The following is a 12681-nucleotide window of genomic DNA, read 5'->3' on the forward strand; positions in this document are numbered from 1 at the left end:
TATCAGCAGACCAAAAACCTGCTGGTGAGCTACGACATCAATCCGCTGGGCTTCTTCTAAACGTCTGCCACGAGAAGGCCTCCTCTCCTACGGGGGAGCGGCGGTGCGACGATTCGACTTGCTCGCGATAGCGCTCGTCCATTCAACACTCAGGTGAATGACAAACCGCATTCGCGAGCACGCTCGCGCCCGTAAGGGAGCCTTCGCACTACCCGGCAACTTGGCCGGCCAAAACAATAAAAACAGGTGAACTCTTATGCCCAGCGAACCTACGCCCGCTCCGGCGGCCGGCTCCTCTGTCGACTTCGAAAAAGTCGGCTCCGATTATTTCCAGCAACGTGAATTGAAAAAAGGTGCAGCAGGCTGGGTCCTGCTGGTGGGCCTGGGGGTGGCTTATGTCATCTCCGGCGACTACGCGGGGTGGAACTTCGGCCTGGCCCAAGGTGGCTGGGGCGGGATGTTTCTTGCCACACTGCTGATGGCGACCATGTACTTGTGCATGTGTTTTTCCCTTGCTGAATTGTCCTCCATGATTCCCACCGCGGGTGGCGGCTACGGTTTTGCCCGGAGCGCTTTCGGCCCCTGGGGCGGATTTCTGACCGGGACGGCGATCCTGATCGAATACGCCATCGCCCCGGCAGCGATTGCCGTGTTTATCGGTGCCTACTGCGAGTCGTTGTTCGGCATCGGTGGCTGGATGATCTACCTGGCCTTCTACATCATCTTTATCGGCATCCACATATTCGGTGTCGGCGAAGCGCTGAAACTGATGTTCGTCATCACCGCCGTTGCCGCCCTGGCACTGGCCGTTTTCCTGGTGTCGATGGTGCCGCACTTCAACGTCGCCAACCTGCTGGACATCCCGGTCACCGAGGCCAAGGGCGCGAGCAGCTTCCTGCCGTTTGGCTATGTCGGCGTGTGGGCAGCCATTCCTTACGCGATCTGGTTCTTCCTGGCTGTCGAAGGCGTGCCACTGGCCGCGGAAGAAACCAAAAACCCGAAACGCGACCTGCCTCGCGGCCTGATCGGCGCCATGCTGGTGCTGGTGAGTTTTGCGCTGCTGATTCTGGTGATCGGGCCCGGTGCGGCTGGCGCCAATGCACTGCTGACATCCGGCAACCCGCTGGTTGAAGCATTGAGCAAAGCCTATGGCGGCTCGACCTGGATGGGCAGCTTCGTCAATCTCGTGGGCCTGGCGGGCCTGATCGCCAGTTTCTTCTCGATCATCTACGCATACTCACGGCAGATCTTTGCCTTGTCCCGCGCCGGCTATCTGCCGCGCAAACTGTCGGAAACCAACAAAAGCAAGGCGCCGGTGCTGGCGTTGATCATTCCCGGGATCATCGGTTTCGGGTTGTCGCTGACCGGTCAGGGCGACTTGCTTATTCTGGTGGCCGTGTTCGGCGCAACCATTTCCTACGTCCTGATGATGGCCGCGCACATTACGCTGCGTATTCGTCGCCCCAAAATGGATCGGCCTTACCGTACACCGGGCGGCATCTTCACTTCTGGTGTAGCGTTGGTATTGGCGTGCATCGCGGTCGTGGCAGGATTTCTGGTGGATCCGCGAGTGGTGATTGGTGCAGCGGTCATCTATGGAGTGTTAATTGCTTACTTCGCTTTCTACAGTCGGCATCACTTGGTAGCAGGCACGCCCGAAGAAGAGTTCGCGGCGATTCAGGCCGCTGAAAAAGCCTTGCACTAACAGCCGCAAATCACGGCGCAGGCCTGGTCTGCGCCGTCACGGAGAATCTGTATGGCTAGTTTTGCTCACACGGTCGGCAACCAGACCTATCGCTTCGAGAGCCTCAAGGAAGTCATGGCCAAGGCCAGCCCTGCGCGGTCCGGGGATTTCCTGGCAGGCGTCGCCGCCCTCAACGATGGTGAACGGGTGGCCGCGCAGATGGCCCTGGCTGACATACCGCTGAGTCATTTCCTACAGGAAGCGCTGATTCCTTACGAGGACGATGAAGTCACCCGCCTGATCATCGACACCCACGATAAACAGGCTTTCGCCGTGGTCAGCCACCTCACCGTCGGCGGTTTTCGCGACTGGCTGCTCAGCGATGCCGCTGACGAGCAAAGCCTGCGCGCACTCGCCCCCGGGCTGACCCCGGAAATGGTGGCCGCCGTTTCAAAGATCATGCGCGTGCAGGATCTGGTGCTGGTGGCGCAGAAAATCCGCGTGGTGACCAAGTTTCGCGGCACGATGGGCCTGCGCGGCCGCTTATCCACCCGTCTGCAGCCCAACCACCCCACGGATGAGCCCGCCGGCATCGCCGCGAGCATTCTTGACGGTCTGTTGTATGGCAACGGCGATGCAATGATCGGCATCGACCCGGCCACCGACAGCATCGCCTCGATCTGCGCAATGCTGGAAATGCTCGATGCCGTCATCCAGCGCTACGACATTCCTACACAGGCTTGCGTGCTGACTCACGTCACGACGTCCATCGAAGCGGTGAACCGCGGCGTGCCACTGGACCTGGTGTTCCAGTCCATCGCGGGCACCGAAGCGGCCAACGCCAGTTTCGGCATCAACCTGAACATACTTCAGGAAGGCTACGACGCGGGGTTGAGCCTGAATCGCGGCACCCTGGGCCAGAACCTGATGTATTTCGAGACGGGCCAGGGCAGCGCTTTGTCCGCCAACGCCCACCATGGCATTGATCAACAGACCTGCGAAACCCGAGCCTACGCCGTCGCGCGACATTTCAAACCGTTTCTGGTGAATACCGTCGTAGGGTTTATCGGTCCCGAATACCTCTACAACGGTAAACAGATCATCCGCGCCGGCCTTGAAGACCACTTCTGCGGCAAGTTGCTGGGTGTGCCCATGGGTTGCGATATCTGTTACACCAATCACGCCGAAGCGGACCAGGACGACATGGACACCCTGCTGACGCTGCTTGGCGTGGCCGGGATCAACTTCATCATGGGCATCCCCGGCTCCGACGACATCATGCTCAACTACCAGACCACCTCGTTCCATGACGCGCTCTATGCGCGGCAAACCCTGGGTCTGAAACCGGCGCCGGAGTTCGAGCAATGGCTGGCCAAAATGGGCATCTTCACCCAGGCGGATGGCAAGGTTCAGTTTGGCAACAGCCTGCCGCCGGCATTCCGCCAAGCCTTGGCGCAACTGGGATGATCGTTGATATGGATAAACCACCCGTCGATCCGCAAAACCCTTGGCTGGAGCTGCGCCGACTGACACCGGCGCGGATTGCACTCGGTCGAACCGGCACCAGCATGCCCACCGGTGCGCAGCTGGATTTCCAGTTTGCCCACGCCCAGGCTCGAGACGCCGTGCACCTGCCGTTCGACCATGCCGGTCTTGGCGCACAGCTGGCCGAACGCGGGCGTGAGAGCGTGCTGCTGCACAGCGCAGCCACTGATCGCAACAGCTATTTGCAGCGTCCGGATCTGGGCAGGAAGCTCAGTGACGAGTCGGCGCAGACGCTGCGAGATTATGCACAAGCCCATCCCGGCGGGGTGGATCTGGCGATTGTCGTCGCCGACGGTTTATCGGCACTGGCGGTTCATCGCCACACGATGCCCTTTCTGGAGCGCATGGAAGAGCAGATCACGGCTGAAGGCTGGTCCGTGTCGCCGGTGATCCTGGTTGAACAGGGCCGCGTGGCCGTCGCCGACGAGATCGGCGAGCGACTGGGCGCAAAAATGGTCGTCATCCTGATCGGCGAACGCCCCGGACTCAGCTCGCCAGACAGCCTGGGACTGTATTTCACCTACAACCCAAAGGTCGGCCTGACGGATGCCTACCGCAACTGCATCTCCAATGTCCGGCTGGAAGGATTGAGCTATGGAATGGCGGCGCACCGTCTGCTGTATCTGATGCGTGAAGCGTGTCGGCGGCAGCTGTCAGGGGTCAATCTGAAGGACGAAGCCCAAGTGCAGACGCTGGAAACGGAGCCAGGCGTGGAGATGAAAAGTAACTTCCTGCTGAGCCCGCCCGAAGCCTGAACCGTTTCCGCATTGCGTTTGAATGCGGATTTCAGGCAGGATCGACGCACGGCTGCCCGAGTGAGAACCGTTCGCCGTCAGAGCACGTGAAGACAGCCACTTGAAGACGAGACCTATCGATGCGGATTATTCAAGCGACCCTCGAACACCTGGACCTGCTGACCCCGTTGTTCGTCAAATATCGGGAGTTTTATGGCTCCCTGCCGTATCCGGACTCGTCCCGGGCGTTCCTTGAGAAACGCCTGCGCCGCAAGGAGTCGGTGATCTACCTGGCACTGTCCGATGAGGACAACAACAGGCTGATGGGTTTTTGCCAGCTGTACCCGAGTTTTTCATCGCTTTCACTCAAACGCGTGTGGATCCTCAACGACATCTACGTTGCCGAAGATGCCCGCCGTCAACTGGTCGCCGATAACCTGATTCGTACCGCGAAAAAAATGGCCAAGGACACCAATGCCGTGCGTATGCGCGTGTCCACCAGCAGCGACAACGAAGTCGCGCAGAAAACCTACGAATCGATCGGATTCAAGGAGGACACCGAATTCAAGAACTACGTACTGCCGATCAGCGACGAGCTTTAAGCCTCACGGTAGGAGCAAAGCTTGCTCGCGATAACGTTGTGTCAGCATCGGATGCGCTTAATGACACACCGCTATCGCGAGCAAGCTTTGCTCCTACTGAAAAAGCAAAAAGCACCGTCCGTCTCCGCGACATCCCCCGCTACAAACTCGACGCGCTTTTCAGTTGTCTGTCCGTATAATGCCGACCTTTCCGGCTTGTAAGAAAAACTACACCCGTCTGTAGCCTTTCGCGAAGTCATCCGCACAGGCCTGCAGAGTCGGGCCGTCACCACAGGTGCTTTCCATGGATTTCAACCCGCTTGACCTCATCTTGCATCTCGATGTTTACCTCGACATGCTGGTCACCAATTACGGGCCATGGATCTACGCCATTCTGTTTCTGGTGATTTTCTGCGAGACCGGTCTGGTCGTGATGCCTTTCCTGCCGGGTGATTCCCTGCTGTTTATTGCGGGCGCCGTCGCGGCGGGCGGAGGCATGGATCCGGTGCTGCTGGGCGGGCTGCTGATGCTGGCCGCGATACTCGGCGACAGTACCAACTACGTGATCGGACGAACGGCCGGAGAACGCTTGTTCAGCAACCCGAACTCGAAAATCTTTCGCCGTGACTACCTGCAACAAACCCATGATTTCTACGACAAACACGGCGGCAAAACCGTGACCCTGGCGCGCTTCCTGCCGATCATTCGGACCTTTGCGCCTTTCGTCGCCGGCGTTGCAAGAATGCCCTACCCGCGTTTCTTCGGTTTCAGCGTCCTCGGTACGATCCTCTGGGTCGGCGGCCTGGTGACCCTCGGTTACTTCTTCGGCAATGTACCGTTCATCAAGACCAACCTGTCGCTGCTGGTCGTCGGCATCATTCTCCTGTCCTTGGTGCCCATGATCATCGGCGTGGCACGCAGCCGCTTTGGCGGTTCGAACTCGAAAGCCCAACCGCGCTGATCACCGATGTGGTCCCTTAGCGCCTGGCGTCGCCAGCGCATCCTGGCCAGACACCCGATTGCCGACGACATGTGGCAACGGGTGCGTCACCACCTGAGTTTTCTCGACGGCATCACCGCTGCCCAAGACCAGTGGTTGCGCGAAGCCAGCGTACTGTTCCTCAAAGACAAACACCTGACCGCCCTGCCCGGCGTAGAGCTGCACCAGGAACAACGCCTGTTGCTGGCGGCCCAGGCGCAATTGCCACTGCTGAACCTGGGCGATTTGAACTGGTATCAGGGTTTCCACGAAATCGTGCTCTACCCCGACGACTTTCTCAGCCCTCAGCGTCATCGAGATGCCAGCGGCGTCGAACACGAGTGGGATGGCGAGCACAGCGGCGAAGCCTGGCAGCAAGGCCCGATCATCCTCGCCTGGCCCGGCGTAATGGCCAGCGGCGGTTGGGAGGGCTATAACCTGGTTATCCACGAACTGGCGCACAAACTGGACATGCTCAACGGTGACGCCAACGGCCTCCCACCGCTGCATGCCGACATGCGGGTCAGTGACTGGGCGAAGGTCATGCAGGACGCCTACGATGATCTCGATCAGCAACTGGAGCGTAATCCCGACGCCGAAACCGCCATTGATCCGTACGCTGCGGAAAACCCGGCAGAGTTCTTCGCCGTCACCAGCGAATACTTTTTCAGCGCCCCGGATTTGCTGCACGAGGCTTATCCACAGGTCTACGAGCAGTTGAAGCGTTTCTATCGGCAGGATCCTTTGGCCAGGCTGCGGCAACTTCAGGCCAATGACCCGGTCTATCAGGCACACGACTAAGGTCTCTACGACCCTGTCGCGCATGGCATCGGCGGCGGAATATGCCTATAATCGCCGCCACTTTTTGGTCAATCCGGCCAAGTGTTTTTGGTCAACTAACGGGGGCACCGCCCAATGAGCTACAGCAAGATTCCGGCTGGCAAAGACCTGCCGAACGACATCTACGTCGCGATCGAGATTCCGGCCAACCACGCGCCGATCAAATACGAAATCGACAAAGACAGCGATTGCCTGTTCGTTGACCGTTTCATGGCCACCCCGATGTTCTACCCGGCCAACTACGGTTTCATCCCGAACACCTTGGCTGACGACGGTGATCCCCTCGACGTGCTGGTTGTAACCCCTTACCCGGTTGCTCCAGGTTCGGTCATCCGCGCTCGTCCAGTCGGCATCCTGAACATGACCGACGACGGCGGCGGCGATGCCAAAGTCATCGCAGTACCCCATGACAAGCTGTCTCAGCTGTACGTGGACGTGAAGGAATACACCGATCTGCCACCGCTGTTGCTGGAACAGATCAAGCACTTCTTCGAGAACTACAAAGACCTCGAGAAAGGCAAATGGGTGAAGATCGAAGGTTGGGGCGACGCTGAAGCTGCCCGCGCCGAGATCATGAAGTCGGTTGCAGCCTACAAAGGCTGAGAAGCTCCAGGCTTCTAGCAACAGGCATTAAGAAAAACCCCGGTTGATCCGGGGTTTTTTGTAGACGCCTATAAATCACCATAAACGTTTCGTTTAACCGGCATCCGTTTTGGTTTTTTCTTGTTTAATTTCCCTACATTACGTCTTACATCCGGTCGTAAAATTCCCTCGATATTTGAACGGCTCGTTGATTCAAAGCCCTGCCCCGCGACATTAGACTCGCGTTTATGAAAAAGAATAAAACCTGCGGTAAACGATTCAAGGTTCTCCTCAAAGAGGCGAAAATCTCGACGACGGCATTTGCCGATTTCTTGAACATCCAACAGGCTCAAAACGTTCACAACTGGTACACCCGCGGCGTGCCCGAATACCGTATGGAAGAAGTCGCCAGAATTCTGTCCGTTAAAAGCGAGTGGCTGAAAACCGGCGAAGGTCAAAAAGACGCCAAGGAACTGCGACTGACCGACGAGTCCGGCGATGCCCTGGATGCCCAAACGATCCGTGGCTCCTACCGGGTGATCGAGCCAACCGATGTCGAACTGCATTTCTATAAAGAAGCACCCGTTACGCCCGGCGCCACCAAAACCCATGTCATCAAAGATCCCGGCCAAACCATCCGCCTGCCCCGCAGCGATCTCGATTCCCTGGAAATCAAACACATCGACGCCATCTGCGTTCGCATGACAGGCAACAGCATGGCCGAAAAAATTGACGACGGCTCCATCGTCGCCATAGACCGGGGACTGACGCAAATTATCGATGGCGAGATTTACGCGATAGAGCATGACGGCATGCTGTTGATCCGCTACCTGTATCGGGTACCGGGCAATGCGATACGCATGCGCAGCCACAACAACAGCCGATACCCGGACGAAGTCTTTCGCCCACCGCAAATTGATGATGAAAATATACGCGTCATAGGGTGGGTGTTCTGGTGGTCGACCCTGAACAAACGACGACCGCCCATTCCATTTTTGTAAGCGGGTTCTGTAGCAACTGGTACAGGTTGTGTCCGGTAGATCGCCGAACGCAGGCTTCGCCAGCTGCTACAGATTAGCGTGAACGAGCAATCACCCACATCAAGCTGGGAATTGCGTAAAAAAATCAGTATGCTGCGCCCCACATTTGCGCATCGACCCTCCCAGAGGCTCAGATCGCACCGACCAGGCAGATGATTTTCTCGCCGAGTCCCACAGCCGGACGCAAGATCCGGGTGTACGTTTTGAAGGCTGGCGCGGTTTACCAAAAATGAATCAAGCCAGTCCCCGAGAAGCCGGCCACAAGCCGGCTTTTTAATGCCTGAAAAACCCCCTTCGCTCCAAACCAGCAACTGCCCCCTTCCCTGCCCTCATCTGATTGTGATTACTATAGCGCCCTCCCGCACCCCCATTGCCCATGGTTCAGGCTGCTCGCTGCACCCAAGCGTAACTCGAGGTTCTGCATGAAGTTCACCACGATCTCCGTTGCGCGCAAGCTCAAGTTTTACCAATTGGTGGTGTTCGATCAGGTGCTGCAAAGTGGTTCGCTGGTGCGTGCTGCGCAGGCACTCAACCTGACTCAGCCGGCGGTGACGAAGATCATTCACGAGTTGGAGTCGTACTTCGATGCGCCGTTGCTGATCCGTGGCAATCGTGGCGTCACGGCCACCGAACTGGGTGAGCTGGTGGTACGTCGGGCCAAGTCGCTTCTCGCGGAGTTGCGCTCGCTGACCGACGAGGTCAATGCCTTTCAGGAAGGGACTTCCGGGCACGTGATGGTCGGTACATTGATCTCGGCTTCTACATCGTTGCTGCCCAGGGCCATGCAGTTGCTCAAGCAGCAGGCGCCCGGCGTGCTGGTGTCGTTGCGGGTCGGGCAAATGGATCAATTGTTTCCGGCGCTGGCGGTGGGAGAAGTCGATCTGGTGGTGGGCCGAGTGCCTGACGATTGACCGTAAAAAGGGACAGATTTATTTTCCGCGCATTGAGCAACAACGGCCTAAAAGTAAGCATCTTCGCTGCCTTTTGAAGGAAAGTTCCTATAAATCCCAACCTGCTTGCGCCTGACAAATGAGCTGACTAATCTTCGACCGTCGCTACTGACCTCTAAACAGAGATCGCGGCACACGCGGCGAAGGCCGCGCCGAAAAAAGCCATCAGGGAAAAATGCATGAGCGACACCCCCGCTAGCCTGAGCACGCCACCCGAAGGCTATGGCGATTGGCTGGCCGAACTCAAAACCCGAATCCATCAAGCCCAACAGCGCGCCACTCTGGCGGTGAACCGCGAGCTGGTGCTGCTCTACTGGCAGATCGGTCAGGATATTTTGATCCGACAAGCGCAACAGGGCTGGGGCACCAAGGTGATCGACCGACTGGCTCAGGACTTGCGCGCAGCCTTTCCTGATATGAAGGGGTTTTCTCCACGCAACCTCAAATACATGCGCGCGTTTGCCGAAGCGTGGCCCGATGCGGAATTTGTGCAACAAGCTGCTGCACAATTGCCTTGGGGTCACAATCTGATGTTGCTAGACAAGCTTCACAACCCTGAAACCCGCCGCTGGTATGCCGCACAGGCCATCGAGCACAACTGGTCGCGCAATATTTTGGTGGTGCAGATTGAAACCCGTCTGCTGGAACGCAGTGGCAAGGCTGTCAGCAACTTCGATAGCCAGTTGCCCAAACCGCAATCCGACCTCGCCCGCGAATCACTGAAAGACCCTTACCGTTTCGACTTCCTCGGCCTGACTCTTGATGCCCAGGAGCGCGAGATCGAAAACGCTCTGGTTAAACACGTTACCGACTTTTTGCTGGAACTGGGAGCGGGCTTTGCCTTCGTCGGCAAGCAAGTGCTGCTGGACGTAGGCGGTGACGAGTTTTTCATCGACCTGCTGTTTTATCACCTCAAGCTACGTTGCTATGTGGTGATTGAACTCAAGGCTGGCAAGTTCAAACCCGAACATCTGGGTCAGCTTGGTTTTTACCTCACTGCAGTGGATGCTCAGCTCAAGCATCCACAGGACGGCCCGACCATCGGCCTTCTGCTGTGCAAGAGCAAGAACAAGGTCGTGGCCGAATATGCCTTGCGCGATAACGCCCGCCCCATTGGCGTGGCCGAGTACCAATTGGTGGAATCCCTGCCGGCAGAGTTACAAACCAGTCTGCCCAGTATCGAACAGATCGAACGCGAGCTGGCAAGTGATGACGCATCCTTGGAGGACGATGCGCAATGACGGAACAGACCTATAAATTTAAGGAGAGCAGCCGCATGCAAACTTTGCAGTCGCTGAATCTGAGCCTCACGGATAACTAAACCCCTTCACCAACGTCAGCTCCCCCACCGCCCGCATCGGCACCAGAAACGTCTCCATCTTTTCGTTCGGCGTCCCCTCTTCCGTTATCACCGTCACCTGCGCCGTCGTCAGCGGCTGAACCGCGTCTTCCTGCCCGTCTTCATCACTGCGATAACCGCCCCCGAAGTAGTTCACATACACCAGGTACTGCCCCTTGATCGGTGCAGGCATGGCGAAGATTTCCGGGCCGTAGCCGGTGGTGACGTCGACATCGAGTGCGGCGCCGTTGGGGGCGACGCGGTCGCCGTACCAGATGTGTGCGCCGTCGGGGGTGACCAGGTGCAGATCCAGGTCGGTGTTGTCGCTGTCCCACGCCAGCAGTACCCGTAATTTGGCCGGGGTGGCGCCGCCGCTGCTGTTGAAGAATTGTGTGCGACGCCGTTGCTGGCCATCCGGACTGCGGACCTCGACGCTGTTGCTGCCGTTGGGGAATGAGAACGGCCGATCAAAGCGGCCAGCGTCATCGATTTTCAGAGGCATGCTGACGCCGTTGACGATCAGCCGTCCCGGCTCGGCGGACTTGGGCGTGGTGTTGATCTGGCCGGTGATGCGTGCCGTGTTGGCCTGGCCTGCCGGGGTGTTGACCGATGATGCGGGGTAGTTGACGGTCTGGCGGAAGTTTTCACCTTCCCCCTCGACGGCGCCGGTGCGCCATCCACCGACGGGGGTGTCGAGTTTGACGGCGTTGTCGGCGGCGTAGGCTGTGGTGCCCACACAGAAGGAGCAGAGGAACAGGAAGACCTGTGGATAACGGAGTTTCATGGCCTATTCCAGCAAGAGGTGGCGGGCAAGCCCTTCGATGTAGGTTTCATCCTGGCCGTTGGGATGTGCTTCGAAGGCCAGGTGCAAGTATTCGTGGGTCAGGTCGAGTCGATCCTGCAGCGACAGCACGCCACGCACGTAGATGCGCTGGCGTTCGCGGTCGACGTAGGGTCGGCCAAATGCGAGGCGGCACACGGCGAACGTGCTGACTTCGTTGTAGCCGATTTCGCCTTCAAGACGTGGGCGCCAGCCGGGGCGCTGGTTTTGCAGCCAGTCCTGGGCGGCGGGCAACGCTTCGCAGGAGGCGACGGGATTGTCCCAGCGGCTCAGGCTCGCACGCGGGTAAGCGTGCAGCAGGATGGCGTCGTAGCGTTGCCCGGCATTGGCTTGTTCGACGGCTTGTTGCCAGGAGAGTTTGTCGGGGCCAGGTGCGTCGGAATGGTAGGTGACGGTGCTGCCCGCGAGCACCAGGTCACTGGTCCATGCCGCGATGGCGCGGGATTCGAGGGTGGCCGGGCGTGGGGCGACGCGTTGGCGACTGCTGCTGTCGTCGATGCTCAGGCACTCGCCGTTGCGCGTAGCGTTTTGCAGCAGATACGTGCGGATCGCGACGGCGAGTGCCTTGGCGGCTTCAGCGGGTTCGGGTCTGGCCTCTCGCTGTAGCACGCGGGCGACGTATTCTTCGCGGTCCACACGGGCGACCAGCCGGTTGTTCAGCAAAAACAGTTCGCCATCGCTTTGGATATCAAGCTGATTGCCGTTGCTGAATTCGACGCGATAATCACCCTGCAACGCCCCGGAAGAAACCTCCCGATCCCCCACCAGCACACGCTTGATCGGATAGCGTGAAAACAGCCCGACCTCGACGCATCGTCCCGCCTCGGCTGGCCAACCCACCGGCAATACCGACGCCAGCACCGCACCGTAATGCTTCAAAACCATCTGGCTGGTGCCACGACCACCGGCCCAGATCGGCGTGCCATCCGCCGTCCAACCGGCAAACCCGCCCTGACGCGACGCAGGGTCCTGATCCCCCAACCAGCTCCAGGTTTTCACCTGCAACCGGCCGCCGAGTTCACCGACGACATGACCGTCGGCGGCATTCAACACCACGTCCAGCAGCACCCGCCGCGCTTGATCCTGCGCCGGCATCACCGCCAGTACTTTCAGCAATTCAGTCACGGATACTCGCGTGGCAGGTTGCAACGACGGCAAGTTCAGCAACCATTCCGGCGCCTGTCGCGCTTGCCAATACGTGCGCCACTGCGCGCCGACGATGCCCAACCGCGTCGGCTCAAAATACAAGCCGCACGACTTCACCAGCGCTTGATCGCGGCCGATCTTTCCACCGGCAGTGCAGCAGTAAACTTCTTCCTTCGACTGCCCGCGGCACTCGTACGCAGATTCCCGCGCGCCGGTGTCCACCAGCCAGGCATAGACAAACAGCTTCCACACACTGCCCAACGGCGCTTGCAGATCAGCAGGCAACGGCTCGCGGGCGATCACCTGAGTCCGGTTCAAGGACAGCAATTCCCCGTTGAAGGCCAGGCGCAGTGGCTCGTCCTGCGCCGTTGCCAGCGCAGAGATCAAGCACATCAGCCACCCGACCAGAACCCGGGGCAT

12 protein-coding genes are annotated in these 12681 nt (G+C 58.8%); 10 read left to right on the forward strand and 2 right to left on the reverse strand.

Features of this window, described 5'->3' with window-relative positions:
- Positions 1–256: 256 nt before the first annotated feature.
- From eat to AC3ZVB_RS22975, 10 genes are all read left to right on the forward strand, one after another.
- Positions 257–1705, forward strand: coding sequence for an ethanolamine permease (eat, locus tag AC3ZVB_RS22930; protein WP_162439592.1), 1449 nt, complete (start codon positions 257–259; stop codon positions 1703–1705).
- A 51-nt stretch (positions 1706–1756) separates the two neighbouring features.
- On the forward strand, positions 1757–3151 hold the full coding sequence (locus AC3ZVB_RS22935; RefSeq protein WP_490147810.1) for an ethanolamine ammonia-lyase subunit EutB: 1395 nt from the start codon (positions 1757–1759) through the stop codon (positions 3149–3151).
- Positions 3148–3984 (forward strand): ethanolamine ammonia-lyase subunit EutC, encoded by an 837-nt coding sequence (gene eutC, locus AC3ZVB_RS22940; RefSeq protein WP_490147811.1) that lies wholly within the window; start codon positions 3148–3150, stop codon positions 3982–3984. Before AC3ZVB_RS22935 ends, eutC begins: the two co-directional genes overlap by 4 nt.
- 119 nt (positions 3985–4103) lie before the next feature.
- The gene (locus tag AC3ZVB_RS22945; RefSeq protein WP_162439595.1) at positions 4104–4565 is read left to right on the forward strand and encodes a GNAT family N-acetyltransferase; all 462 of its coding nucleotides are present in this window, start codon (positions 4104–4106) and stop codon (positions 4563–4565) included.
- Between the two features lie 283 nt (positions 4566–4848).
- Entirely contained in the window at positions 4849–5505 is a 657-nt protein-coding gene (locus tag AC3ZVB_RS22950) for a DedA family protein (RefSeq protein WP_162439596.1), read from the forward strand.
- Between the two features lie 6 nt (positions 5506–5511).
- Positions 5512–6324 carry a M90 family metallopeptidase gene (locus AC3ZVB_RS22955; RefSeq protein WP_490147812.1) on the forward strand — a complete coding sequence of 271 codons (813 nt, stop codon included), beginning with the start codon at positions 5512–5514 and terminating at the stop codon, positions 6322–6324.
- A gap of 114 nt (positions 6325–6438) precedes the next feature.
- The gene (gene ppa / locus AC3ZVB_RS22960; RefSeq protein ID WP_162439598.1) at positions 6439–6966 is read left to right on the forward strand and encodes an inorganic diphosphatase; all 528 of its coding nucleotides are present in this window, start codon (positions 6439–6441) and stop codon (positions 6964–6966) included.
- Positions 6967–7193: 227 nt separating this feature from the next.
- Positions 7194–7946: a S24 family peptidase gene (locus tag AC3ZVB_RS22965; RefSeq protein ID WP_490147813.1), complete on the forward strand. Its 753-nt coding sequence runs from the start codon at positions 7194–7196 to the stop codon at positions 7944–7946.
- A gap of 461 nt (positions 7947–8407) precedes the next feature.
- On the forward strand, positions 8408–8896 hold the full coding sequence (locus AC3ZVB_RS22970; RefSeq protein WP_490147814.1) for a LysR family transcriptional regulator: 489 nt from the start codon (positions 8408–8410) through the stop codon (positions 8894–8896).
- Positions 8897–9114: 218 nt separating this feature from the next.
- A complete protein-coding gene (locus tag AC3ZVB_RS22975; RefSeq protein ID WP_490147815.1) occupies positions 9115–10176 on the forward strand; it encodes a PDDEXK nuclease domain-containing protein in 1062 nt (353 codons plus the stop codon).
- Positions 10177–10242: 66 nt separating this feature from the next.
- Here the strand turns inward: AC3ZVB_RS22975 and AC3ZVB_RS22980 are convergent, their stop codons facing one another.
- Positions 10243–11058: a YfaP family protein gene (locus AC3ZVB_RS22980; protein ID WP_490147816.1), complete on the reverse strand. Its 816-nt coding sequence runs from the start codon at positions 11056–11058 to the stop codon at positions 10243–10245.
- Between the two features lie 3 nt (positions 11059–11061).
- Positions 11062–12681 carry a DUF2300 domain-containing protein gene (locus AC3ZVB_RS22985; RefSeq protein WP_490147817.1) on the reverse strand — a complete coding sequence of 540 codons (1620 nt, stop codon included), beginning with the start codon at positions 12679–12681 and terminating at the stop codon, positions 11062–11064.

Source organism: Pseudomonas sp. MDV22-iso1, assembly GCF_058145095.1.